Source organism: Pedobacter ginsengiterrae (genome assembly GCF_039537385.1).
In the GTDB taxonomy this organism is placed as follows: Bacteria; Bacteroidota; Bacteroidia; order Sphingobacteriales; family Sphingobacteriaceae; genus Pedobacter; species Pedobacter ginsengiterrae.
Genome location: NZ_BAABAK010000009.1, coordinates 43,994 through 67,860 on the forward strand (window position 1 = coordinate 43,994; position 23,867 = coordinate 67,860).

A 23,867-nucleotide genomic window follows, 5' to 3' on the forward strand; every position below is an offset into this window, starting at 1 on the left:
TGGATTGATTTAATTTGCTTCAACTTTTGCAGCAGCAGCTGCATTTTCGTTTACTTTATTTGCCATGCTGCAATCAGAGCAAAAGCCATAAAGATTTAACGAATGGTGCTTAACATCGAATTTTAAAAGGTCGCCTACCATGGTTTGGATTTGATGAATTCGCGGATCGCAAAATTCTACCACTTTACCACATTCGATACAAATTACGTGATCGTGTTGACGATAGCCGTAAGATTTTTCGAATTGAGCCATGTTTTTACCAAACTGATGTTTGGTAACCAAATCGCAAGAAACTAAAAGTTCTAATGTATTATAAACCGTAGCACGACTTACGCGATATTTTTGGTTTTTCATGTGGATGTAGAGTGTTTCTACATCAAAATGATCGTTTCTTGAATATATTTCTTCCAATATTGCGAAACGCTCAGGTGTTTTGCGAAGATTTTTGTTCTCTAAATAAGCTTCAAAAATCTTGCGAACAAGCTCATTTGTTTTCTGTTCTGACATAGTTTTTAAACTCCGTTCAAAGGTAGGTAAATTGTTTGACTGTTTAATTGTTAGATTGTTGAAATGTTGTAATAAGTCGGTTGCGGGTTATCAGTTGTTTTCAGATTAACAAAGAAATAAATCACCTAGGATTAAACCTTTAGTGAAAATGACTTCCAAACCTATAACCTATAACCTATAACCTATAACCTATAACCCTTTTATGCATCAAACCTGGTAACGCCTGTTACACCTTTTACCTGTAATAAATTTTTAATCAAATTTTCCAGGTGTTCGGTATCGTTTACAAAAATCATTATCGAGCCATCAAAAATTCCTTCGTTGGTATCTACGGTTATCGAACGCATATTAACTTTAAAGTCGTTCGAAATTACTTTTGTAATGTTGTTAATCAAACCAACATCATCAATGCCCACAATACGTAAACCTGTTAAGAAAGTTAGTTCTTGCTGTTTATTCCATTTAGCTTTAACAATTCTATAACCGTAATTAGACATCAGCTGAGCTGCATTAGGGCAGTTAGTTCTATGGATTTTTATGCCCTCACTAACAGTAACGAAACCAAAAACATCATCGCCAGGAATAGGATTACAGCAAGCAGCCAAAGTGTAATCTATCTTTTGTAAATCCTCACCGATTAATAAAATGTCGTTTTCCGAGCCTTTCATTTTTGTTTTAACCGCATCAACCGTTAGGTTTTCCGGTCGTTCAGGACCTCGGGTTTCTACTTCTTTCTCGCTCGATAAATATTCTTTAATATCCTTAAGTTCTATTTTACCTAAAGCTACATTTACAAATAATTCTTGCGTAGAAGGAAGTTTAAAGAAATAACTGATTTTTTGCAGGTTATCGGTATTGTAGGTGATTTTAAGCGATTTTAATTTGCGTTCTAAAATTTCCTTTCCAGTTTCGGCAATCTTTCTTTTTTCTTCTTTTAAGGATGATTTTATTTTTGATTTGGCTTTTGCCGTAACCACAACATTTAACCAGTCTTCTTTTGGTGTTTGTTTGCTCGAGGTTATAATTTCAACCTGATCGCCATTTTGTAATTTGTAAGAAATTGGAACGAGTTTGTGGTTTACTTTAGCGCCAATACACGTTGCGCCAACATCTGTATGAATTTCGAAAGCAAAATCTAATGCGGTTGCACCCAGCGGCAATTGAATTAAAGCACCTTTTGGTGTGAAAATGAAAATCTCATCAGAGAAAAGATTCATTTTGAAATCATCTAAAAAGTCTAAAGCATTTGCCTCAGGATTATTTAGCATTTCTCTAACTTTCTGAATCCATTGATCCAAACCGTTATCATTGCTCGATTCTTTATATTTCCAATGTGCAGCAAAACCTTTTTCGGCAATTTCATTCATTCGCTGCGTACGAATTTGAACCTCAACCCATTGTCCGCGTGGCCCCATTACTGTAGTATGTAAAGATTCGTAGCCATTTCCTTTCGGAGATGAAACCCAATCGCGTAAACGATCTGGATTTGGACGATATAAGTCGGTTACAATTGAATAGGCTTTCCAGCAATCGGCCTTTTCGTTTTCGTAAGCGCTATCTAAAATAATCCTAATGGCGAAAAGGTCATACACCTCTTCGAAAGGAATATTTTTTTTCTTCATTTTATTCCAAATGGAATGTATAGATTTTGGGCGTCCATAAATATCGGCAACTAGCCCTTGTTCATGCACAATTTCATCAACAGGTTCTACAAATTTTTTAACAAAAAGGTTTCGCTCTGCCTTTTTTTCGTTTAATTTTTTGGCGATAAATTTATACGTTTCAGGCTCAAGATATTTCATAGAAAGATCTTCGAGCTCTGATTTTATTGCATACAAGCCTAAGCGATGCGCAAGAGGCGCATACAGATAAATTGTTTCTGAGGCAATTTTAAGCTGTTTATGTCGAGGCATAAAATCCATCGTACGCATATTATGCAACCTATCTGCCAATTTTATCAGAATTACCCGAACATCATCTGCCAGGGTAAGCAGCATTTTACGAAAATTCTCGGCCTGTAAAGAGCTATTTGTATCAAAAACGCCAGATATTTTGGTTAAACCATCGATAATTTTAGCTGTCTTTTTGCCAAATTCACGTTCAATATCTTCTAATGTGATGTCTGTATCTTCAACAACATCGTGTAATAATGCACAAACAATAGAAGTGGTACCTAGGCCAATTTCTTCGGCCGCAATTTGGGCTACTGCTATCGGATGATAAATATACGGTTCGCCAGATTTACGGCGCATATCTTTATGGCTTTCGAGTGCCATATCAAAAGCTTTTCTAATTTCTTTCTTGTCTCCCTTTTGTAAAGTTGATTTACTGGCTCTGAGCAAAGCCCTGTATCGTTTTAATATTTCTTGTTTCTCTGCCTCTAAATCAATCACTAACTCTGTTTTCATTTGTATTTTTTGCGTAAAAAATGCGTCTTATTATTTTATAATAACTTATATTAGTTTTATAAAACTCCTAATATATGAAATAACAACTAACTTTGTTTAGGTATAAATTTATGAAATTTAAAGAGCTTATCATTCTGTTTATTGTCATGATTTTTAGTGTTTCGCTAAAAGCACAGGAGTATACATCACCTGTTTATCCAAAATTGGGTAAAGCCGATACCATTAGGATTACTTCTACGAATGATAATGGAGTTATGATACCTTGGATGCAGCTTAATGAGGTGTATGTTTACGCAAACCGAATTTTTAGAACACCTGAAGAAAGAGCAGCGTTTAATCGTTTGCGTTACAATGTTTTAAAGGTTATGCCTTATGCACTTTTTGCCAAGCGCAGATACGAACAATTAGAGCGGGATTTGGTTACAGCACCCGAAAAGAAAGAACAGAAAGCGCTTGTTAAGCAGTGCGATAAAGAAATTAAAGATATGTTTAACCGTGAGATTAAAGATTTAACAATCACTCAGGGACAAATATTAACAAAATTAATTGATCGTGAAGTTGGTCGCACTACATATGATATTGTGAAACAAACTAAAGGAGGTTTTGCTGCGTTTTCCTACCAGATTATTGCCCGTGTAGTTGGCCATAATTTAAAAAGTACATACAGCATCGATGAAGATAGGGATATTGAAGCCATTATCCGTTCTTCTGGATTCTATCAATAAGCATTAATAATGAAGGAAACTATTCCGAACATCTATTCATTTAAAGTGAAGAAGATTACAGGTGAAGATCAACTACTTTCAGCCTACCGAAATAAAGTTATTTTAATTGTAAATACCGCATCAGAGTGTGGTTTTACGCCTCAGCTAGGCGAATTACAACAATTAAAAGATGAAATTAACAATCCCGATTTTGAGATTTTGGGTTTTCCTACCAACGATTTTGGTAAACAGGAACCACTAACTGGCAAAGATATCGCCAGTTTTTGCGAAATAAATCACGGTGTAAAATTTCCTGTTTTCGATAAAATTATGGTGCGTGGTGCTCATGCGCATCCTCTATACCAATTTTTGAGTGATAAAAAACTGAATTCAAAACTCAGTTCATCGCCAAGATGGAATTTTCATAAATATCTGATTAACGCAAAGGGCGAACTGGAAGATTATTTCTTCCCTTTTACTAAACCATTGAGTTCAAAAGTTAAGAAAAAAATTCAGCGCCTGCTGGATAATAAAAATAAATAGAGTTAATGAAATTAGATATATTAGTTATAGCCGTTCATCCTGATGATGCCGAACTTTGCTGTTCAGGAACCATTTTAAAGCATATTGCATTAGGTAAAAGAGTTGGGCTAGTCGATTTAACACGAGGAGAATTAGGAACCAGAGGTACAGCAGAAACAAGAGATGAAGAGGCAGCCGATTCTGGTAAAATTTTAGGTTTACATGCCCGAGAAAATTTAAGGTTTAGAGATGGGTTTTTTCAGAATGATGAATTTCATCGTTTAGAAGTTATCAAAGCAATAAGGAAATATCAGCCTGAAATTATTTTAAGTAATGCTTTAGAAGATCGCCATCCTGATCACGGAAGAGCTGGAGACTTAGTTTACGACGCTGTTTTCCTATCAGGCTTACCTAAAGTTGAAACAGAAATTGATGGACAAAAACAAGAAGCACATCGCCCGAGGTTGTTGTTACAATATATTCAAGATCGATATTTAAAACCTGATATCATTGTAGATATTTCTGATCATATGGATGCAAAAATTCAATCGATAAAAGCTTTTAAAACACAGTTTTATAATCCCGATGTGGATGGTTTGCAGACTTATATTTCATCGCCAGAATTTTTTGAAAGCGTAATTGGCAGAGCCAGGGAATTTGGTAAAAGCATTGGCGCAACCTTTGGCGAAGGTTTTACTTCAAGAAAATTGTTGGGAGTAAATAATTTATTCGATTTAAAATAAGTTAGGCTTATTGTCATTATTAGAAACGAAGAATCTCTAGCCCATACTCGGGCATTTTTTTCAAACATTTACGATTTAGCTGATTGTTATTGCTGTTTTCATTGGGTTGTAGGTTCTTCGTTCGTAACAACGACAAAATAGATAAACTAACAAAATCGCCACTCGTTTGTTATTCTAAAAACGAATAATAATGGCGAACATATTCTCTTCACTCAAAAACGCGTATAACCTTTTTAAGCATGTAGATTTTGATAAGCTCGAGGCTCTGTCAAAAAAAGTCGATCTTCCAAAAATGGTCGAAACCATTTCTAGTCTTGATGATAAGCAAATTCAGGGCATGATGAAAATGATGGGCGGTTCAAAAAAGAAAAAAGAACTCCCTCCAATAGAAGGTGATTTTTATCATTTAGGCGATGAAGCTTTAAAAGATGAAGACCGTGCACTACAACTAAAAGTGAGAGCTTTTTTAGAAGCCGAAGTAAAACCAATAGTTAACGAATATTGGAACCGAGCTGAATTTCCACACGAAATAATACCAAAACTTGCCGAACTTAACATTTGTGGTTTAACCTACAAAGGTTATGGCTGTCCAGGTAAATCGAATTTAATGGAAGGCATTTTAGCAATGGAAATGGCCCGAATCGACACCTCGATTTCAACATTTTTTGGCGTTCAAAGCGGTTTGGCCATGGGTTCAATTTACCTTTGTGGATCAGAAGAACAAAAACAACAATGGCTTCCTTTAATGCAGAAATTCAAAATTATTGGTGCTTTTGGTTTAACCGAACCCGAAGTTGGCTCTGCTGCGGCTGGTGGCTTAACCACAACCTGTAAAAGAGAAGGAGATAAATGGATTTTAAATGGTCAGAAAAAGTGGATCGGTAACGCAACCTTTGCCGATATATTAATTATTTGGGCCAGAGATGAAGCTGATAATGAAGTTAAAGGCTTTATTGTTAAAAAAGATAATCCAGGCTTCGCTGTCGAGAAAATGAAGGATAAAATGGCCCTTCGCATTGTTCAAAATGGCATAATTACCTTAACCAATTGTGAAGTTGAAGAAGCCGATCGTTTGCAAAATGCCAATTCTTTTAAAGATACGGCCAAAGTTTTACAAATGACAAGAGCTGGTGTAGCGTGGCAAGCCGTTGGTTGTGCTCGTGGGGCTTACGAAAACGCTTTAGATTATACCCGAACCAGAAAACAGTTTGGTAAACCAATAGCTTCATTTCAGTTAATTCAAAATCATTTGGTCGAAATGCTGTCCAATCTTACCGCCATGCAAACCTTATGTTTTCGCTTGTCACAGCTTCAAGATCAAGGTTTGTTAAAAGATGAACACGCCTCATTGGCAAAGGTATTTTGCTCGTTACGCACACGAGATGTGGTTAGTAAAGCCCGCGAAGTTATGGGCGGAAACGGAATTTTGCTTGAATATAATGTTGCCCGTTTCGTCGCCGATGCAGAGGCTATTTACTCATATGAGGGAACTAAAGAAATCAATACATTAATTGTAGGGAGAGCTATAACAGGTTTTTCGGCTTTTGTTTAACCATTAAAATTTTATTATTTTTTGAAAAGCAAATTTCTTTGCTTTTCAGTTATTTCAGCCCTGCTGTACACTATAGCCTCGCAGAAAAAGCTCGGGCTGCCGTTTCCATCAGGTTTATAAATAAAGGGGAGATGCTTTTCGGGAGAAACCATCTCCCAATGTAATTGGCGAAACATTTTTAAACAAATATTTAACGTCCAAAGCAGATCTAAACTGATAGGCTTAACCATTGAAGCATAGTAATTTACTTTTTGTTCTTTTCCTCAATCCACAACGACATATATTTCGTGCTCTGTGTGGTGTGATGGTTTAAAATCTGACCAATAAAATTTTCCTGACGATGTTTTTCTAAATCCAATTTTTCAATAACAGTAATAAACTTCTCCGCAAAATGTAATGAAGAATAACGTTCGTTAATAATTCGAACTCCATTTTGTTGAGCCAAAAGCCAAATCGTCTTGTTTTCATAAAGTTCAACCGCTTTTTTAACAGAAATTTCTACATCATCTTCAATAAATCCATTCCAATCTAAACCGCCTCTCATAGCTTCGGCACCAACAGAAGTTGTTATAGATGGTGTTCCAACTTGCATGGCATCGATAAATTTGCCTTTAACACCAGCTCCAAATTGAATAGGAGCGAAAAGAATTTTATGCTTTGCAATGGTTTCTTTAGCATTTAATGCTCTGCCCTTAACAAAGAATTTTTCATTTTTATTTTCCAGCTGCAAAACTTTTGGCGAAGTATAGGCTCCGTAAATGTTCATGCTTGCGTTTGGAAGTTTTTTGCGTAATAAAGGCCAAACCTTAGTCTTTAAATTTTGGACTGTATTAAAATTTGGTTCGTGCAGGAAATTACCAATGAATACAAAATCAGTTCGTTCTGCAAAAGGAATCCAATTTTGGACCATTTCAGCTGTAATTTCTTTTTCAAGGAAAGGTAGATAGTAAAGTAAAGAAGAATCAACTTTGAAAGTTTCTTCCAGGATTTTCATTTCCACTTCCGAAATGATTAACGAAAGGTCGCAACGCAAAATAGAAGCAATTTCCCGCTTTGCGGTATCTGAAAACAAGTTAATTTCAGTTTGTTTTTTACCGCTTTGTTGTCTGGCACTCCGCAAACAATGTAAATCTTCGGTATCTAAAATTCTAAGCGCATCAGGGCATTCCTGCTGCACCCGCCAACCATATTGTTCTTCCACCATAAAGCGATCGAACATAACAATGGATGGGTTTAATGTTTTTAAAAATGAATTGAAGCTTTCATCATTCAGCTTTATTTGCTGCTCAATAACAGAAGTTTGTGAGAAATCATAACTGAAATCACTTTTCGAGGCTGCAGAAGCAAAAGTGATTTCATAATCCTTGTGCAAAAATAAATCGACTAGTTGAATCATTCGTGTTCCCGCTGCCGATGAAGTAGGCTCAGGCCAAACCAATCCAATAATCAATAATTTCTTTGCGCTTCTATTCATTTTCTACAAAATAAGCTCTTTTTTTTTGCTCCCGCAGATAAATATGATTTTCGTAGATTAAAAATCCAGATTTGCGTTTATGCTCTAAATCTGCCGGAGATATTAAACGTATCTTAAATATTCTTAATTTTGCAGTTCAATTACAACACCACATGTTAGGATTAAAATTATTGACAGACCCACGTTGGGCCGATATTGCTGAATCGAATTTAGAAGAAATTTTATCTGACCATGCCTGGTGCGAGCAAAAGGCAGCCACGAATGCAATCACTTTAATTACTCAAAACTCAGAACATCAGGATTTAGTTGAGGAATTAACCGCAATCGCAATTGAAGAAATGCAACATTTTCAAATGGTAATCGACATTATTAAACAACGTGGTTATACTTTAAGCCGTGAAAGAAAAGATGATTATGTTGGGCGTTTAGTTAAGTTTAGTAAAAAAGATGGCAGCAGAAACCAGGCTTTTATTGATCGGCTTTTGTTTGCTGCAATGATTGAGGCCAGAAGCTGTGAGCGTTTTCGGGTACTTTCTTTAAATATTAAAGATGAAAAACTGGCTAAGTTTTACCATGAATTAATGGTGTCCGAAGCAGGTCATTATACTACTTTCTTAAACTTTGCCCGTAAATATACTGTTGATGTTGATGTAGATAAACGATGGAAAGAATGGCTGGAATTTGAAGGCGAATTAATTCAAAGTTTTGGAACCAGAGAAGCTATACATGGTTAAACCCCCAACCCCCTAAAGGGGATTTTGACTTTCTAAAGTCTATTTCAAACGCACAACAAATAGATTATAATTTAAATAAGTAAACCCAGCTTTTCCATCATGCTTTTAGTTCCCCCTTTAGGGGGCTAGGGGGTAATTTCTTCCTTATGTATATTCCACAACCAAATCACAATGTCCTGATAGCTGTCGATGCCCTTGGGTTGGTTATTCAGTTTTAGGAAACTATCAAAAGCGGCATCCATGTAGCCGAACATTTCGCCGTTATATTTGCGCCAAAACTCCTTTTCAGTTTTAAAGTCAGCTAAAACGCCAGCGGATAACTTATCGTGAAGTATTTTATAATCTTCGGGCGATTTCATTCTGATTTCGAACAAAATATAACGTAGCATTTCATAATTAGCCGAGTATTTGTAATTCACATCAGGGCTATTGCTTGCTGTTAAATAGCCCAAAAGATTGGCCTCATCCTCGTAAGCAATGCCTAACTGATGGGCAATTTCGTGGCAAGAAACGTAAGGCTTTACAAAATTAGGCAAGGCCATGTTCATATTTGCCTCGCCAGTTAGTGGGGCGTAGTAGCCCTCAATTCCCACTTTGCTGATGACCCATGAGTTTAAAACTGATTTTAGACACGGATTTTGATAACGAAATAACGGATTCTTTTTCTCCATTAAATCATAAGCTTTTGCCGAATTCGTTTTTAAATATTTGATGGAATAAGCAGGGATTTTGGTTTGTTTAAGTTTTAGATCATTAGTCTTATTCACAAAATAATCGCCAAGTAAAACCAATTCTTTTACTGTATATTTTTCATTTCCAATCCCTAACTCTTCACTCACACTTGGTCTGCTGTAATTTAAACCCCAAACAATTTTGAAGATGATGTAAAGAATCAGGAAAAAGTTCAAGATCTGTAGCGGAACAATGATTCTGTGTTCTTTCTTTAAAGATTTTCTTTTTTTGAAAAACCTGATGATTCTGTAAACGACAAAACCTATTAGTAAGGCATAAACAATATCGCCTATAGCAAATGGGAAAATCGAGGAAACAAATCTTAGTAATGAAGAAATGTAAGAATAAATGCCTGTTGAGTAATATTTTTGGACAAGAGAAGGGAATAAGCTGAATAGGAAAATCGCTGAAGTAAATGCGAACAATACAATAGTTTTACTATACAGAGATTCTCCTTTTATCATTATCTCGCAAAAGTTAGTCGCTTACCGATCTGGTCGGTTGTGAATCTGCCTTTTTGGTAGGCCAAATTCCCTGATACAAATGTGTGTGTTACGCTGGCTTGAAAAGTATCTCCATCGAAAGGACTCCAACCGCATTTGTAAAAATTATTCAGCTTGGTTACAGTCCATGAATCTTTTAAATCTACCAAAACCAAATCTGCCCAATAGCCATCACGGATGAAACCGCGTTTTTCTATATCGAAACAGATAGCCAGGTTATGTGCTGTTTTTTCAACGATTTTCTCTAATGAAATTTTGCCTTGCAAATGCATTTCTAATAAAGCAGGTAACGCATGTTGAACCAGCGGCCCACCTGATGGTGCTTGCGAGTAGGGCTGGTTTTTTTCTTCTAAAGTATGTGGTGCATGGTCAGTAGCGATAACATCGATGTTATCATTTAAAATGCCAGCGAGTATTCCATTTTGGTCTTCTTCAGTTTTAACTGCAGGATTCCATTTTATAAAATTACCTTTTGTGGCGTAATCTTTATCATTAAACCAAAGGTGATGAACACAAGCTTCAGCAGTAATTTTTTTATCTTTTAATGGAATGGTATTATCGAAAAGTGCAATTTCTTTTGCAGTAGAAATATGTAAAATATGCAAGCGTGTTTGGTATGCTTTTGCCAGCTCAACTGCTAAAGATGATGATTTATAGCAAGCTTCTGCACTCCGAATAATTGGATGCATTTCGATGGTTAAATTATCGCCATATTTTGCCTTAAATTCGGCCAGGTTGTTACGAATGGTTGCCTCATCTTCGCAATGTGTAGCTACTAAAATAGGCGCTTTGCTAAAAATATTTTCTAAAGTTTTTTCGTTATCAACCAACATATTTCCTGTTGATGAGCCCATAAAAACTTTAATGCCACAAACATTTTTAGCGTCGGTTTTTAAAACTTCTTCGATATTATCGTTACTTGCACCCATGTAGAATGAGTAATTGGCAAGTGAAGTTTCTGCAGCAATTGCATACTTATCGGCAAGTAGCGCTTGTGTTAAAGTATTTGGAACTGTGTTAGGCATTTCCATAAAGGAGGTAATTCCACCAGCTACGGCGGCCATACTTTCGGTAAAAATATCGGCTTTATGTGTTAAACCTGGCTCACGAAAATGCACCTGGTCATCAATCATTCCTGGTAAAAGGTATTGCCCCTCGGCGTTAATTTCAGTTGCATTTGGTGCAGAAAGATTTTGACCGATTTTGGTAATAAATCCATCTTTAATTAATACATCGGCAACAATTTTTTGTCCCTCGTTTACAATTGTGGCGGCTTTTATCAGGTAAGAATTCATGGTTTCAAAGGTAGTGTTTTAGTATAAAGTAGAAAGTATAAAGTGGAAAGTTTTGGGCTACAGAAAGGTGGAAGTTGAGTTTTTAGCATTGTTTTAAGTTAAATAAACCTGATAAAGTGGAAATACTTTTTGTTGCAGGTTTTCGACAAGCTCAGACTGACAATTGCAAAAAGATTGGAACGATAGCAGGACTACCGTAATTAAAGAACTACTGAAATTGCTTTACCCCTAAATCTCTTTAAGTGATCTTGGCTTTATGAATTCATGACTTAAAGACTCCGAACTTCAGACTAATTTAAGCCTTTCAGCTTAAAAAGCCTATCTTTGTGGGCTATGGCAAAATCGTTCGAAGAATTTAAGTTAAACAGGCAAATTTTAAATGCAGTTGCCGATGCAGGTTACACCGTTGCCACGCCGATACAGGAAAAAGCAATTGCGCCAGTATTATCTGGACAAGATATTTTCGGAATCGCAGAAACGGGAACAGGTAAAACCGCGGCTTTTGTTTTGCCGATTTTAATGCAATTAAAATATGCTCAGGGCGAAAATCCAAGGGCATTAATTTTATCGCCAACACGCGAATTGGCTATGCAAATTGCTGAGCAGGTAAAATTATTCTCTACTTATACAGACTTACGTTCGCTGGTAATTTTCGGTGGTATTGGTCCGAAAACACAAAAAGAACAGATTGCAAAAGGAGTGGATATTTTGATTGCTACGCCTGGAAGATTTCTGGATTTATACCTGGATGGTGATATTAACACACAGAGTTTAAAATTTTTAGTACTGGATGAGGCTGATAAAATGATGGATATGGGCTTTATTGGTTCGATTCATAGAATTTTAGAAATTGTGCCTCGTAAACGACAAAACTTGCTTTTTTCGGCTACGATGAGCGATTTGGTGCAAAAAATTGCTGGCGATTTCTTAAATAATCCATTGGTTATTGAGGCATCGACACAGGCTACACCTGCAGCAAATGTTACTCAAGCCTTATATTACGTGCCAAATTTTAAAACAAAAATAAATTTGCTGCAACATTTGTTGAAGAATGATGAGGCTTTTAGTCGCTTGATTATTTTTTGTAAAACAAAAACAGTTGCCGATAATATTTTCAGTTTTATTGAGCGTAGATATGGTTCGGAAAACGTTCGCGTTATTCATGCAAATAAAGGACAGAATACACGAATTAATTCGATTAATAGTTTTAAAGAAGGTAATATTCGGGTTTTAGTTGCTACCGATGTGGCGAGTAGAGGGATTGATGTGAGTGATGTTAGCCACGTAATTAACTTTGATGTGCCGATTATTATTGAAGATTATGTGCACAGAATAGGGCGTACGGGTAGGGCTTTTGCCAAAGGCGATGCCATTACTTTTGCTACCGATGCAGAGAAATATTATATCCGCAAAATTGAAAAGTTAATACGCCAGTATATTCCAGTGGCCGAAATACCTGAAGGTGTTTACATTGATGAAACGCCTTATGAGGAACGCCAGCATATTGCGAAGGAAATCGATCTGCAGAAACGTAAGGAAGATCCTGAATTTAAAGGCGCTTTCCATGAGAAGAAACATGCTGCAGCGATAGAGAAAAAGGTAAGAGAAAAAGCCAAAGCAAAAGCTGGAAAGCAAATTAAATCGTTTAAAAAAGGTAAAAAATTCGATAAGAAAAAGTAATGAACTTAAGGATTACCCCTTTAAATATAGTTGGAGCAGTAGCGCTTGGCTTGGTTGTGGTTAATTTATTATCTGAAAAAGATAATACGCCCCGACATATTGATATGAGTGGTTTCTACCTTGTTATTTTAGGCTGTTTAATTTTGGTTACGTTTATTACCGATTTGATTTTCCGTTTTACGTTAAAGGATTTAAAAAAGATTTGGATTGTTGAATCGATTTTTGTTGTGACTACCATAATTCTGATGTTGATTATTCAAAAATTAGCGTAATTAACAGGTAAAAAAAACGGTATAATCCTTTCATCTGAATAATTAATTCAAAAAATAATCATCTTTGCGGCGATAAAAATTAACGGTTGAAATCGGTCAAAACTACTCAATCGGCGAAATCAATTAAAAATATGAAAACAGCAGAAATAAAATTAACAGTTGAATTAGACGAGGCTAACAATCCAGATAATATTCTTTGGGAAAGTACAGATTCGGAAAATGCTGATAAAGTACCCGCAAAAGCCATGTTTCTTTCGGTTTGGGATCATAACTACAAAAACACGTTAAAAGTAGATCTTTGGACCAAAGACATGCCCGTTGATGAAATGAAACGTTTTTTCTATGAAACGTTACAAACGATGGGCGATAGCTTTTTGAAAGCAACTAACGAAACTTTAATTGTTGAAGATTTACGTGATTATTGTGCTCATTTTGCAGAGAAAATGGGTATTGTTGAGGGACAGTAGTTCGTGAGTCGTTATTTGTTAAAAAATGCCAAACAAATTAGTTAATATTTGTTTTTTCTAAACAACTAAACAACTAAACAACTAAACAACTAAACAACTAAACAACTAAACAACCAAAAAACAATATGTTAATACTAAATAAATTCAGGGCTTGGTTAGGTATTTTATTATGCGTAATAGCTAGTTTCTGTCCGATGTTAAAAGTGCCGATTAAAGGCAATTGGAACTTGTACCAGTCAGACGCTCGCTTGTTTATGATTACTTATGCGATTATCGTAATCGCTATTCTTTTGCTATTTATTAGAAAGATAGGCGCGTTTAAATTTATGAGCTTCGTAATGGCTATTTGGTATGTTTTAGCTGTTGTAGCAGTGTACTTTACGGCAAATAATTACACCAAATATGACTTTGCCAATAAATTAATTGGCAAGGTTGTTCATTTTCAATGGGGCTGGATTGTATTTTTAGTTGGTGTTTTATTTATGCTTTTCAGTACAAAACGCGGAGAGAAAATTATAGCACAAACTAGTCTTTAAACTGCGCTGTAAGTTTATCAACTTCATAACCTTTAGCCTTGCAACGGGCAACTATTTCATCATGAGTTTTTTTCGGCATCGTTTGGTTACGACTCATAATGAATAGAAATTTATGATCTGGATGACCAACCACTACGTAAGAATAATCATTGGCCAATTCTATAATCCAATAATCAACTTTAATTGGCCATATAAACTGCGCTTGCAATTCGCCATTACTGCCATCTTCTAATGGAAACATTTTAGAGTTTCTCGAATAGATTTTCTCGTCTTTAGGTTTTTTGTAAGTGGTTAAAACATTGTAAAACCCCTCTTTATTAAGTGTGTATTTTGTTGTAGTTTCTCTACTGCCTTTATCAAAAATAGTAGGAATAGAGTATAATGAATACCAGGTGCCAGCATATTTTTTTAAATCTAACTTATCAACAGGTAAGTTTTTGTCAGCATGAAAAAAGCTGGTTAGAATTAATATAATGGTGCAAATCGTTTTCATAACATTAAAGGTTTAATGTTATTTACGCAACAACAGATTCATCGGTTTTACTAAAATTTATTTTTTGCCTTCCAGATAAAACCATCAAGCACATAATGAGTAGCTTGTGGTAATGCCAATAAGGGGATAAGTAAAGTAAGGAGCTCGCTGCCCATAACTTGTGGTAAACTGGCGAAAGGTTTAAATACAGATTGATGTTCTCTCCAAACTAATCCATCCCATAGCCCTTCTTCGAAATAGGCAAATAAAAATAAAATAACCAGAAAATAGAAAACTCCAAATTTTCCAAAACACAAATTTGTTAGTTTACTTCTTAAATTTGTATGAGCTAATTTTTTCTTTTCAAAAAACCAAATAAGAGCCATATAGGGAATGCCATGAGAGATAACATTTAAAGTGGTAAATGCCATATCGCCATTGAAATAAACAATACCAAAATACCAGGATAGAAGCGTACCAATTATAATAAGGTTTCTTGGGACATTGAAAGATTTTGTTTTTATCACTAATAAAAATTCTTTTATTGTGTAAACGGCGATAATTATTAAATAAACTACTGTTGTATATTTAATAATTATTTCGTTTTGAAACGAGAAGAAATCGCCCTCAATAAACCAATTGAAATTTCGAGCAGGAGTAAAGTGCCAAAATGTTAATGGATAAATCGTGGCTGCATAAATGGTTATTTTATCAATCACTTTAATCCATGAAGAATTTTTTTCATTTCTTGAATACAAGCTCATAAAACCATATTGCTGCCTAATAAAGTGATAAACAGCTAAATAAGCCAGGGTTCTCCAAAACCAAAGTGCATCGAAATGATACAGCATTACACCAATTATATAACAAATAATTGGGATTATTAGAAGCAGTGTACTATGTTTCTTTAAGGTAAGTGGATTGAAATAGGTTCGATAAAGTGTACTGTAAACATGTGCAACATCGATAAATACAATTAACAATACCCAATAAGCTAAAGGGATTCCAGCAGCATTTTGAAACTGGGCAGGAACAAGCAAAACCAAAAACAACGACAAAAAAGCTGGCGATAATATGAAAATTATATCGCTTGTTCTGCCATTTAGCCAAGGTTGATTCTGTTTATCCATTAGAATTTAAAGCTTGTTTTGCAGCATTAATTCCCTGATGGAAGGCTTCTTCGAAAATAGATATTCCGCTTAAATCAGTATGTGCAAAGAAAATTTTATCTGAAATTGGTTGTTTGGCTTTTTCTAAATACTCGCTCCAAATAAAGTTTTTTGTTGGTGCAATCATTCCGTGTCCCCAAATCCAAACATCTATATTTTCAATGGCTGCTGTAATGTTTGGGTGAATCATCTCTAGTTCTGGAATTATAATGTCTAACCATTGGTCGAAATCTCTTGTAAAGGCGGCTAATCTGGCTATCGATGGCTCAAAATCACATAATGGTAAATAGTAAGTAAGTATTTTTTTGTCTTCAGAAAGTTTTAGGTGTTGTTGTGCTGAATTAACATAACCAACCGACGCCGTGTTATATGCAACATTATCCCAGCATAAAGGTATTCCTTTAGAATCTGGTAGCTCGTTAATTGTAATGTTTGCAACCAACCATGGAGAATAGCTAAACTGTTTATAATCAATCCCTCTGTTAAAATTTCTAAGCAAACGATTATTTACAAATTGCGGCGAACATAAAATTATTTTTTCTGACTGTATAGATTCGGTAGTGCCATTTTGGGTATTAAAAACTATGGCATTTAAACTTCCGTCTGGATTCGGCTGAATGTCATAACATAAATTTGAAGTTTTAATATGGCTTTGAAGATTCTTTTCCAATTGCTTCATAATCCAACCATTACCTTCGGGCCAGGTTAAGATTGCATTCTGTTCTGCATTGGCAGCTTTTCCTCTACGCGATGCAAAATAATGTAATCCAGCCCACGCTGATATTTTATCCATTTTCTGCCCGTAATCATCTTTACATGCATAGTTTAGGTACCATAACAGATATTTCGAATGATAACCTTTTGTTTTAAGATAACTTTCGAACGATATCTTATCTAGTTTTCTGTAGCTTTCATCATTAGAGGATGAATTTACTGGAATATTGAAAACATATTTTCCATCGTTTCCTTGCGTGTTTTTAAGTTTATCTACCTCTGATAAAAAATCGCGAATTTGTTTTTTATCATCAGCTGGAACACCAAAATCAGGAATTAAACCCTCCTGCCATTCCCCATTAATTAGTAAACGCTCTTCAGGATCGAATGTTAAATAATAGTCGTTATAGTAAGGTAAACCTTTTTCGAAATGGGTAATTATATTTATCTCTTTAAGAAAATCGATTAATAATTTATCTTCATTATTGGCAATGGTAATATAATGAGCACCTAATGGGTAGGACGATATCTGATTGGTTCCAAAGTGAGCATTTCCTCCAGCATGATTTTCGAGTTCGAGAATTTCAAAATCAGATTCTCCATTTTGCTTTAACCACCTACCAGCTGATAAGCCAGAAATACCACTTCCGATAATTAAGGTTTTTACTTTCCTGGTTTTTGACGATGCTGGAATTTTTATTTTATCACGTAATATATGACCGGCTTTTGCATTAGGACCAAATAAATTCCCTTTAATATTGTACTTGTTAGGTTTTAGTTTTTTAAAACAACTGTTTAAAAAAATGCCACCAGTTATTAATCCAATCCTTAGAAGAAACGAACGCCTTTTTAAATAAGCAGAAAAATCATCTTTATAAAACGTTTGCCCACTCATCCTCAAAGTACTTTACTAGAATTTGGTTATTTAGTTTATTTATGTCAGTTTCAACCTTGCTCATATCTTTCGGAAAAAAAAGCATTAAGTCTAAACTTTCTTTCGACATGAATTTTAGTCCATGCAAATATTGTTGCGGTTTTTTGTAAACATTATCGGGCTCGGTTGCCATAATATAACCCCATTCGCCAAACGATGGAACATAATTATGATAGGGTATTGTTTTTAAACCTACACTTTCTAAGGTTTTATTAACAGTCCAGAAAGATTTCGGAGCAACGTATGGCGAAGTAGATTGGATTACCATTAAACCTTTTGGGGCTAAGATGCCTTTAACTAAAGTGTAAAATGAATTGGTGTACAATTTACCTACAGCATAGTTAGAAGGGTCTGGGAAATCTATCACAATGAAATCGAATTTTTTGCGCTGGGCTTTAATCCAGCTAAAGGCATCGGCATTAATAACCTTTACTTTTGGTGATAACAACGCATTTTTATTTAGACCCAGAAGAATCTTATTTGATTGAAAAAGCGTAGTCATGCCTTTATCCAAATCGACTAGAGTTACAGATTCAATATTAGGATACTTCAAAATTTCCCTAACTGCTAAACCATCACCGCCACCCATCACTAAAACATGTTTAGCAAAGGGAAGTGCTTGCAGGCCAGGGTGTACTAATGCTTCGTGATAACGATATTCATCATCTGAACTGAATTGAAGGTTCCCGTTGAGAAATAGTCGCAAAACTTTATTCTTTTTGGTTAAAATAATGCGCTGATAAGGTGTGCTTTTTGAGTAGATGATCGTATCGCTATAGGTTTGGCTTTCTGAAAAACTGGTAATTTTATCAGCATAAACAAATCCAATCAGCAAGGCAATTAAACTTAAAAATGATGCGCCTTGTAAATATTTCGATGCTTTAATTTCTTTTTTGAAGTTTAAACAAACAATTAATGCCACAGCAACATTTAGCATACCAAACATATATGCCGTTTTCACCAATCCCAGATGAGGGATTAAAAGAAGCGGAAATATCAGTGATGCGAGCAAAGCTCCAATATAGTCGAACGTAAAAACCTTTGATACTAAATCTTTAAATTCATAACGATCTTTTAAAATTCGCATAAGTAGTGGAATTTCTAGTCCAACAAGAATTCCTGTTAGACTTACAAATCCATAAAGTACGATTCTGAATGAGGCAATATTTTCAAAGACTAGAAACAGAACCGTTGAGCTGAAACCACCCACCAAACCGACTAAAATTTCAATCTGAATGAACCAGGAAAGAATATTTTTTTCGAAATATTTAGAAATCCACGAGCCTATACCCATTGAGAATAGATATACGCCAATTATTGTAGAAAATTGGGTTACAGAATCGCCAAGTAAATAACTAGCAAGTGTGCCAGCAATTAGCTCGTAAATTAAACCACAAGTTGCTACAACAAATACAGAAATTAATAAAAGAGCTGGAAGTTTTTTGTTCATTCTAACTGTGTATTGCCGAGCTAATGATAAGCGCTATTGCAATAATAAATGCTGCAAAAACTACTGCCAGAGCCATGTTTTGCTTTTCTAAAATTTCTTTCCAAAGATTTTCTGGCGTAATTTTTTCAATAACCCAGAATGCGAGAAAAAGTACAATTATCCCTATAACGGAATAAACCAAAGAGGCAATGATGTACTTCATGCTGATTAATTCATTTAAACTCATATTGTTTTTATTTATGATAAAATCTGTTGACGTGACCAGAGTTGGTTCTATTTCCATTGAACTCTGTATTTTTTTCTACGTTGTCTTTATAAAATGCCAAGCCAGTTAAGCCACTATAGCTATAAAAACCAATAATAACTAGCAGAACAATCAGGTAATATTTAATAGGTTTTATATCCATTAATCTTCATTTACAAATGGTGAGTAATCACTATTATTCCATCTCCCTTTTTCAAATTTGCGCATTAAATACCAACAAATTGCTGGATAAATACAAAGGAATAATATTGTTAAAAGCGTATTCCTCCACATGGTAACATTACTGGTTGCTTTTATATAAAGATTGTTTCGATAAACATCTCCAGAGGATGGATAAACATTTAAATGATATTTACCTCTAGGTATTTCGGATAAAAGAATTGTTTCTTTAGTTGAACCTTCACTCCACCTTTCTCCATCTTCATAACCATGATAAAATTCTATTCCTTTGCTTACTTCCCAGGTTCTATTATCTCCTTCGTTAACTAAAACAATTGTAGTTTCCAACCAATTATTATCTACTGCCGAAGCAATTTCAAATTCTATATTCGATGATTCGTCATCAATATAAAAAGATGGCGTAATAAATGATTTAAAAGAATCTCCTCCCGTTTTTTGATCATATGCGATCAAAAAGTCGGAGTTAACTAATTCTTTGTTGGGTTTTATTATCCCAAACAGCAGATGCAATAACAACACAAGAACAATAGCTATCCCTGTAATTTTTAATGAAGAAGTCCATCTGTCGTATTCTTTAGAGGGTTGATTTGCACCGACTCCCACCTTTTCAGGGAGTAAGCTTAAGTCAATATTAAAGATGTTTGCAATTACCTGTGGTTCTAAATATTCGCCGATATAATAATCGGTTGAAAGATTAGTAGTACCCGTAATCTCCTTTACAACCATGTATGGCGGGGCAATATATTCTGTTGCATTAACCTTTTCGTTTACAACATCCCAATCCAATTCACCAAGCATAGAGGTTACTATAGGGCTGTACTTATTAAAAATGGTGTATTCAACATCATTATAGCCAACACTTACGCCATAAGAAATTGGTGTTTTGAAATTAGGTACAAACTTTTCTCCACCAATTAAATTCCAGTGTCCATCGAATTCAGAAAGTGTTACATAGCCTTTACTTTGGCTGGTTAAAATATACTCTCTCCAGCAGTAAATTGTGCCAACTTCCCTTTTTTCCAGATATGCTACAACTTTAAATTCATTGTCGTGGATATTTGCGACCGAACCTAATTTTAATACAGGAGTTTTTTCGGGCTTTTTTAATTCTTTATTTAGCTTAGATAATTCGCTGCTGATGATTTGTAAATAAGAAAAGCAATATGAGCAGGTCGTAAATTTACTTCGGGGCGCATCATACAATACAATGCTTTCTTTGCAGATTGGACAATTAATTGTTTCAGATAGCTTAAAGAAAGGCTTAACTAAACTATCCATTAGCGAACAATTTCATTTTTTTGCAATTCCTTACCATCAAAAAAAGCCAATACCGATTTATAGATATTTTTAACTTTTTGCGTATTATCTTTTTGATAATTTGATAGAAAAATATCGAATGTGGCCAGTTTAAATTCGGGCCAGGTATGAATGGATAAATGAGATTCGGTTAAACAGATCACGGCAGTAAAGCCACCATTTTCAAAATCATGATAAACCTCTCCAACTTTTTCTAACTGATTTGATGTAATAAGTTCATCGAAAAGGTCTTTACAATCATAGAAAGAAGTTAATTGTTCCGCTTTATCAGAAGAGAATTCTGATAAAATGTGTAAACCTGGATTGTATTTCATTGGAGCGTTTGGTATAAGCCAAAAATATAAATTATTTTAAAGTTAAAAAGCTTATGAAATGAAATTAATTTATGGTGCTTTGTTTGCCTCGAAATAATCTTCAGCACCATCTTCTAAAGGAATATAAATCCTTTCCCATTCTTCACCCTCTATAATTTCCCAAGTATGGCCAGCACCTTGGGTATCATTTGCTATTAAAATAATTCCTGGTTCAATTATGAAAGTTTCTCCACTGGTAACCTGAAATTTTAATTTTCCTTTTAGGGTGATTACATATTGTCTTCTAGGTGCAGCGTGCGAAGTTTTTTGCAAAGAAATATCAGTTTGAGCAAAGAAATAATTGGCGTTAATATGTTGCCTAATTGGAATTGTCCCTTTTTCAAATTCACAACCGTCGTTTTCGATATTGATTAATCTAACAGCTTTTAAATAATTTTTGGTATCGGCTTTTTCTGATGTCATCTTCAATATATATATGTTTAAATTTAAGTTCTGTTTGGCCTTTTTGAGCAACTTCTCGCTCGTGTTGCAACAGCCACTGTTTTCTCCATAAGCCACCAGCATAGCCCACTAATTTACCGTTGCTACCAATAACCCTATGACAAGGAACCACAATGGCTATATCATTTTTGCCATTTGCTGCCGCAATGGCTCTAATCGCTAACGGATGATGTGCTGAAAATTTAGCATAAGAAGTGGTTTCGCCATACGCAATGGCCAATAAATTTTGCCAAACTTCCTGTTGAAATTCAGTCCCTTTTTGCTTGATCGGGAAATCGAAATGCTTTAAATTTCCTTTAAAATAATCGTTTAATTGCTGTGATACTTTTTTGGTTAGAACGTTCTCTGTTAAGTGATCAATGTTTTTTTCTGCAAAAGTTATGGAACACACGAATTCATCATCAGCTAAGATGGTCAATTTGCCAATCGGCGATTCAATAGTCGATGCGTAATCCATATAATTTATTTTTGCCACGGAAACACGGAGTTTACCAAAATAAAATGGAATCGTATTATATTTTTTAAAACAATATAAACGCCAAGTTTACGTGTATTCGGTGTTTCAGTGGCAAACTCATTTTTTGTCAACTCGATAAATTTTAACGGTAATCCGTGGCAAACTGTTTTGCTGCTTAAACTTTAGACAATATTACAACAATCCAACAATTTACCATCGCAATATTTACCAATAAAAGTATCTTTGCGGTTATGCAACTGGCCAAAGAGGTTAAATATTTAATCCATAAGGAAGTACTGTTAGAGTGGCGCTCCAAATATACCATCAATGGAGTATTGCTTTATGTAGTTTCTACTATTTTTACCTGCTATTTATCGTTTGTAAGTCTTGGCGATAAATTAACCTGGAATGCTTTATTCTGGGTAATTATGCTTTTTGCATCCATAAACGGTGTTTCTAAAAGTTTTCTGCAAGAAACCAAAGGTCAGCAATTATACAGTTATGTTTTAGCAAGCCCAGCTGCGGTATTAATATCGAAAACAGTTTATAATACCATATTAATGTTGGTTTTAACCACCATCGCATTAGGATTTTATACCTTGGTTTTCGATTCATTTACACCTCCAGATTTACTACTTTATTATGTTGCCGTAGTAATGGGGAGCATCAGTTTTTCTACGGTTTTCACTATGGTTTCAGCCATTGCAAGTAAAGCTGGTAACGGCGGAATGCTGATGGCAATTTTAAGTTTTCCAATTATCATTCCTGTACTTATTCTTTTAATAAAACTGGCTAAAAATGCAGTTGATGGTTTGCCATGGGAAAATAGTTATGATGAAATTGGCATGCTATTCCTGGTAAATGTATTAACCGTTGCAACCTCGTTGTTGCTATTTCCATATCTTTGGAGAGATTAATTAACGGGCGACGTAAAATGGATGATGGATCAAAACAATCAAATAACCAATAATAAAACAACAAAAAATAATGAATAAAACTTGGTGGAAAATTTTAGGTTCAGTCTTGGTAATCTATACTGCAATTGCAGGTTTATTACTTGGCGTTCCACGCTTACCTATTTTAAATGAATCAATCAGGAATTTATATTTCCACGTACCTATGTGGTTTGCCATGATTGTATTGTTTTCAATTTCTGTTTTTTACAGTATAAAGTCTTTAAGTTCGAAAAGTGAAATTGACGACATAAAAGCAGTAGAAAGTGTAAATGCTGGCATTATTTTCGGACTTCTGGGTTTGGTTACTGGAGCCATTTGGGCTAAATATACCTGGGGCCAGTTTTGGAGTTTCGATCCTAAACAAAATTTTGCAGCAATTTCTGTACTACTCTATTTTGCCTATCTAATTCTTCGCAATGCGATAGATGAGGAACAAAAAAGAGCTAAAATTTCTGCTATATATAACATCTTTGCCTTCCCGATGATGGTGGTTTTGCTTTTCGTTTTACCACGTTTAAAAGATTCTTTACATCCAGGTAATGGAGGTAATCCAGGTTTTAATAGTTACGATTTAGATAGCCGGATGCGTATGGTTTTTTACCCAGCATGCTTAGGTTGGATATTAATTGGTTACTGGGTTTACACCATCCGTTTCCGATTACGTTCAATAGAAAACAAACAACAACAAAATTAAAGCCGAAAGCTCGATGATTAAATCTCGGTTAACTAATCATTCAAAAAACTAAAAAAACGAAATGAAAAAGATACTTTTCTCCCTAATATTAATGCTTGCTACGGTACAATTATTTGCACAAGATAACGGCGTAGAAATGGCCGATAAGCTGCGTAGCGATGGTAAAATTTACGTAGTAGTTACCTGTATTGTTATAATTCTGGTTGGTTTATTGGCATATCTTTTCTCTATTGATAAAAGATTAAAAAAAATCGAAAAAGAAAACTCGACTAAAAACTAAGTTTAAACGTTTTAAACCTGTTTTTTGAACCAGAA

26 protein-coding genes are annotated in these 23,867 nt (G+C 34.9%); 12 read left to right on the forward strand and 14 right to left on the reverse strand.

All coding sequences use genetic code 11. The features are described from left to right. Positions 1-9: 9 nt before the first annotated feature. Positions 10-507 (reverse strand): Fur family transcriptional regulator, encoded by a 498-nt coding sequence (locus ABD692_RS08035; RefSeq protein WP_316763928.1) that lies wholly within the window; start codon positions 505-507, stop codon positions 10-12. A 200-nt stretch (positions 508-707) separates the two neighbouring features. Next, a complete protein-coding gene (locus tag ABD692_RS08040; protein WP_316763926.1) occupies positions 708-2,915 on the reverse strand; it encodes a RelA/SpoT family protein in 2,208 nt (735 codons plus the stop codon). A 110-nt stretch (positions 2,916-3,025) separates the two neighbouring features. Here ABD692_RS08040 and ABD692_RS08045 point away from each other — a divergent pair, with 110 nt between their 5' ends. From ABD692_RS08045 to ABD692_RS08060, 4 genes are all read left to right on the forward strand, one after another. Next, positions 3,026-3,640: a DUF4294 domain-containing protein gene (locus tag ABD692_RS08045; RefSeq protein WP_316763925.1), complete on the forward strand. Its 615-nt coding sequence runs from the start codon at positions 3,026-3,028 to the stop codon at positions 3,638-3,640. Between the two features lie 9 nt (positions 3,641-3,649). Further along, entirely contained in the window at positions 3,650-4,162 is a 513-nt protein-coding gene (locus ABD692_RS08050) for a glutathione peroxidase (protein ID WP_316763923.1), read from the forward strand. Positions 4,163-4,167: 5 nt separating this feature from the next. After that, positions 4,168-4,884, forward strand: coding sequence for a bacillithiol biosynthesis deacetylase BshB1 (gene bshB1 / locus ABD692_RS08055; protein ID WP_344766120.1), 717 nt, complete (start codon positions 4,168-4,170; stop codon positions 4,882-4,884). Between the two features lie 190 nt (positions 4,885-5,074). Next, positions 5,075-6,436: an acyl-CoA dehydrogenase family protein gene (locus tag ABD692_RS08060; protein ID WP_316763916.1), complete on the forward strand. Its 1,362-nt coding sequence runs from the start codon at positions 5,075-5,077 to the stop codon at positions 6,434-6,436. 244 nt (positions 6,437-6,680) lie between these two features. On the opposite strand, the gene ABD692_RS08065 is transcribed toward ABD692_RS08060, so the two are convergent. Then, the gene (locus ABD692_RS08065; protein WP_344766121.1) at positions 6,681-7,910 is read right to left on the reverse strand and encodes a glycosyltransferase; all 1,230 of its coding nucleotides are present in this window, start codon (positions 7,908-7,910) and stop codon (positions 6,681-6,683) included. A gap of 152 nt (positions 7,911-8,062) precedes the next feature. Between ABD692_RS08065 and ABD692_RS08070 the strand changes: the two genes are divergently transcribed. Beyond that, on the forward strand, positions 8,063-8,644 hold the full coding sequence (locus tag ABD692_RS08070; RefSeq protein ID WP_344766122.1) for a MiaE family protein: 582 nt from the start codon (positions 8,063-8,065) through the stop codon (positions 8,642-8,644). A gap of 125 nt (positions 8,645-8,769) precedes the next feature. On the opposite strand, the gene ABD692_RS08075 is transcribed toward ABD692_RS08070, so the two are convergent. Together ABD692_RS08075 and ABD692_RS08080 are read right to left on the reverse strand one after the other, a co-directional pair. Continuing rightward, positions 8,770-9,840, reverse strand: coding sequence for a DUF3810 domain-containing protein (locus ABD692_RS08075; RefSeq protein ID WP_344766123.1), 1,071 nt, complete (start codon positions 9,838-9,840; stop codon positions 8,770-8,772). After that, on the reverse strand, positions 9,840-11,174 hold the full coding sequence (locus ABD692_RS08080; protein ID WP_344766124.1) for a dihydroorotase: 1,335 nt from the start codon (positions 11,172-11,174) through the stop codon (positions 9,840-9,842). Before ABD692_RS08080 ends, ABD692_RS08075 begins: the two co-directional genes overlap by 1 nt. 333 nt (positions 11,175-11,507) lie before the next feature. Here ABD692_RS08080 and ABD692_RS08085 point away from each other — a divergent pair, with 333 nt between their 5' ends. From ABD692_RS08085 to ABD692_RS08100, 4 genes are all read left to right on the forward strand, one after another. Then, on the forward strand, positions 11,508-12,854 hold the full coding sequence (locus tag ABD692_RS08085; protein WP_316763902.1) for a DEAD/DEAH box helicase: 1,347 nt from the start codon (positions 11,508-11,510) through the stop codon (positions 12,852-12,854). After that, a complete protein-coding gene (locus ABD692_RS08090) occupies positions 12,854-13,126 on the forward strand; it encodes a hypothetical protein (protein ID WP_344766125.1) in 273 nt (90 codons plus the stop codon). Before ABD692_RS08085 ends, ABD692_RS08090 begins: the two co-directional genes overlap by 1 nt. 131 nt (positions 13,127-13,257) lie before the next feature. Next, positions 13,258-13,593: a gliding motility protein GldC gene (gene gldC / locus ABD692_RS08095; protein ID WP_316763897.1), complete on the forward strand. Its 336-nt coding sequence runs from the start codon at positions 13,258-13,260 to the stop codon at positions 13,591-13,593. Between the two features lie 125 nt (positions 13,594-13,718). Then, complete coding sequence (locus ABD692_RS08100; RefSeq protein ID WP_344766126.1) at positions 13,719-14,129, forward strand: hypothetical protein; 411 nt, start codon at positions 13,719-13,721, stop codon at positions 14,127-14,129. Here the strand turns inward: ABD692_RS08100 and ABD692_RS08105 are convergent. The 9 genes from ABD692_RS08105 to ABD692_RS08145 all read right to left on the reverse strand — a co-directional run bounded on the left by ABD692_RS08105 (position 14,119) and on the right by ABD692_RS08145 (position 21,902). Next, a complete protein-coding gene (locus ABD692_RS08105) occupies positions 14,119-14,622 on the reverse strand; it encodes a lipocalin family protein (RefSeq protein ID WP_344766127.1) in 504 nt (167 codons plus the stop codon). The genes ABD692_RS08100 and ABD692_RS08105 overlap by 11 nt on opposite strands. A gap of 50 nt (positions 14,623-14,672) precedes the next feature. Next, positions 14,673-15,731, reverse strand: a complete 1,059-nt coding sequence (locus tag ABD692_RS08110; RefSeq protein ID WP_344766128.1) for a hypothetical protein — start codon at positions 15,729-15,731, stop codon at positions 14,673-14,675. Further along, a complete protein-coding gene (locus ABD692_RS08115) occupies positions 15,724-17,379 on the reverse strand; it encodes an NAD(P)-binding protein (RefSeq protein ID WP_344766129.1) in 1,656 nt (551 codons plus the stop codon). The genes ABD692_RS08110 and ABD692_RS08115 overlap by 8 nt, the downstream gene beginning before the upstream one ends. Then, positions 17,357-18,868, reverse strand: a complete 1,512-nt coding sequence (locus ABD692_RS08120) for a polyamine aminopropyltransferase (protein ID WP_344766130.1) — start codon at positions 18,866-18,868, stop codon at positions 17,357-17,359. The genes ABD692_RS08115 and ABD692_RS08120 overlap by 23 nt, the downstream gene beginning before the upstream one ends. A gap of 1 nt (position 18,869) precedes the next feature. Then, positions 18,870-19,151, reverse strand: coding sequence for a DUF350 domain-containing protein (locus tag ABD692_RS08125; RefSeq protein WP_316763878.1), 282 nt, complete (start codon positions 19,149-19,151; stop codon positions 18,870-18,872). Between the two features lie 123 nt (positions 19,152-19,274). After that, positions 19,275-20,591: a hypothetical protein gene (locus tag ABD692_RS08130; protein ID WP_344766131.1), complete on the reverse strand. Its 1,317-nt coding sequence runs from the start codon at positions 20,589-20,591 to the stop codon at positions 19,275-19,277. Next, positions 20,591-20,944: an S-adenosylmethionine decarboxylase family protein gene (locus tag ABD692_RS08135; RefSeq protein ID WP_344766132.1), complete on the reverse strand. Its 354-nt coding sequence runs from the start codon at positions 20,942-20,944 to the stop codon at positions 20,591-20,593. The genes ABD692_RS08130 and ABD692_RS08135 overlap by 1 nt, the downstream gene beginning before the upstream one ends. A 69-nt stretch (positions 20,945-21,013) precedes the next feature. After that, on the reverse strand, positions 21,014-21,406 hold the full coding sequence (locus tag ABD692_RS08140; protein WP_344766133.1) for a cupin domain-containing protein: 393 nt from the start codon (positions 21,404-21,406) through the stop codon (positions 21,014-21,016). Then, positions 21,360-21,902 carry a methylated-DNA--[protein]-cysteine S-methyltransferase gene (locus tag ABD692_RS08145; protein ID WP_344766134.1) on the reverse strand — a complete coding sequence of 181 codons (543 nt, stop codon included), beginning with the start codon at positions 21,900-21,902 and terminating at the stop codon, positions 21,360-21,362. The genes ABD692_RS08140 and ABD692_RS08145 overlap by 47 nt, the downstream gene beginning before the upstream one ends. 251 nt (positions 21,903-22,153) lie before the next feature. Between ABD692_RS08145 and ABD692_RS08150 the strand changes: the two genes are divergently transcribed. From ABD692_RS08150 to ABD692_RS08160, 3 genes are all read left to right on the forward strand, one after another. Then, entirely contained in the window at positions 22,154-22,819 is a 666-nt protein-coding gene (locus tag ABD692_RS08150) for a heme exporter protein CcmB (RefSeq protein WP_316763864.1), read from the forward strand. A 70-nt stretch (positions 22,820-22,889) separates the two neighbouring features. Further along, the gene (ccsA, locus tag ABD692_RS08155) at positions 22,890-23,552 is read left to right on the forward strand and encodes a cytochrome c biogenesis protein CcsA (protein ID WP_316763860.1); all 663 of its coding nucleotides are present in this window, start codon (positions 22,890-22,892) and stop codon (positions 23,550-23,552) included. 61 nt (positions 23,553-23,613) lie between these two features. After that, positions 23,614-23,832, forward strand: coding sequence for a CcmD family protein (locus ABD692_RS08160; RefSeq protein ID WP_344766135.1), 219 nt, complete (start codon positions 23,614-23,616; stop codon positions 23,830-23,832). Positions 23,833-23,867 lie beyond the last annotated feature (35 nt).

Excerpts from the sequence above, each read along its gene's own strand:
- ABD692_RS08035 (WP_316763928.1), bottom strand. The coding sequence starts at position 507 with ATGTCAGAACAGAAAACAAATGAGCTTGTTCGCAAGATTTTTGAAGCT.
- ABD692_RS08040 (WP_316763926.1), bottom strand. The coding sequence starts at position 2,915 with ATGAAAACAGAGTTAGTGATTGATTTAGAGGCAGAGAAACAAGAAATA.
- ABD692_RS08045 (WP_316763925.1), top strand. The coding sequence starts at position 3,026 with ATGAAATTTAAAGAGCTTATCATTCTGTTTATTGTCATGATTTTTAGT.
- ABD692_RS08050 (WP_316763923.1), top strand. The coding sequence starts at position 3,650 with ATGAAGGAAACTATTCCGAACATCTATTCATTTAAAGTGAAGAAGATT.
- bshB1 (WP_344766120.1), top strand. The coding sequence starts at position 4,168 with ATGAAATTAGATATATTAGTTATAGCCGTTCATCCTGATGATGCCGAA.
- ABD692_RS08060 (WP_316763916.1), top strand. The coding sequence starts at position 5,075 with ATGGCGAACATATTCTCTTCACTCAAAAACGCGTATAACCTTTTTAAG.
- ABD692_RS08065 (WP_344766121.1), bottom strand. The coding sequence starts at position 7,910 with ATGAATAGAAGCGCAAAGAAATTATTGATTATTGGATTGGTTTGGCCT.
- ABD692_RS08070 (WP_344766122.1), top strand. The coding sequence starts at position 8,063 with ATGTTAGGATTAAAATTATTGACAGACCCACGTTGGGCCGATATTGCT.
- ABD692_RS08075 (WP_344766123.1), bottom strand. The coding sequence starts at position 9,840 with ATGATAAAAGGAGAATCTCTGTATAGTAAAACTATTGTATTGTTCGCA.
- ABD692_RS08080 (WP_344766124.1), bottom strand. The coding sequence starts at position 11,174 with ATGAATTCTTACCTGATAAAAGCCGCCACAATTGTAAACGAGGGACAA.
- ABD692_RS08085 (WP_316763902.1), top strand. The coding sequence starts at position 11,508 with ATGGCAAAATCGTTCGAAGAATTTAAGTTAAACAGGCAAATTTTAAAT.
- ABD692_RS08090 (WP_344766125.1), top strand. The coding sequence starts at position 12,854 with ATGAACTTAAGGATTACCCCTTTAAATATAGTTGGAGCAGTAGCGCTT.
- gldC (WP_316763897.1), top strand. The coding sequence starts at position 13,258 with ATGAAAACAGCAGAAATAAAATTAACAGTTGAATTAGACGAGGCTAAC.
- ABD692_RS08100 (WP_344766126.1), top strand. The coding sequence starts at position 13,719 with ATGTTAATACTAAATAAATTCAGGGCTTGGTTAGGTATTTTATTATGC.
- ABD692_RS08105 (WP_344766127.1), bottom strand. The coding sequence starts at position 14,622 with ATGAAAACGATTTGCACCATTATATTAATTCTAACCAGCTTTTTTCAT.
- ABD692_RS08110 (WP_344766128.1), bottom strand. The coding sequence starts at position 15,731 with ATGGATAAACAGAATCAACCTTGGCTAAATGGCAGAACAAGCGATATA.
- ABD692_RS08115 (WP_344766129.1), bottom strand. The coding sequence starts at position 17,379 with ATGAGTGGGCAAACGTTTTATAAAGATGATTTTTCTGCTTATTTAAAA.
- ABD692_RS08120 (WP_344766130.1), bottom strand. The coding sequence starts at position 18,868 with ATGAACAAAAAACTTCCAGCTCTTTTATTAATTTCTGTATTTGTTGTA.
- ABD692_RS08125 (WP_316763878.1), bottom strand. The coding sequence starts at position 19,151 with ATGGAAATAGAACCAACTCTGGTCACGTCAACAGATTTTATCATAAAT.
- ABD692_RS08130 (WP_344766131.1), bottom strand. The coding sequence starts at position 20,591 with ATGGATAGTTTAGTTAAGCCTTTCTTTAAGCTATCTGAAACAATTAAT.
- ABD692_RS08135 (WP_344766132.1), bottom strand. The coding sequence starts at position 20,944 with ATGAAATACAATCCAGGTTTACACATTTTATCAGAATTCTCTTCTGAT.
- ABD692_RS08140 (WP_344766133.1), bottom strand. The coding sequence starts at position 21,406 with ATGACATCAGAAAAAGCCGATACCAAAAATTATTTAAAAGCTGTTAGA.
- ABD692_RS08145 (WP_344766134.1), bottom strand. The coding sequence starts at position 21,902 with ATGGATTACGCATCGACTATTGAATCGCCGATTGGCAAATTGACCATC.
- ABD692_RS08150 (WP_316763864.1), top strand. The coding sequence starts at position 22,154 with ATGCAACTGGCCAAAGAGGTTAAATATTTAATCCATAAGGAAGTACTG.
- ccsA (WP_316763860.1), top strand. The coding sequence starts at position 22,890 with ATGAATAAAACTTGGTGGAAAATTTTAGGTTCAGTCTTGGTAATCTAT.
- ABD692_RS08160 (WP_344766135.1), top strand. The coding sequence starts at position 23,614 with ATGAAAAAGATACTTTTCTCCCTAATATTAATGCTTGCTACGGTACAA.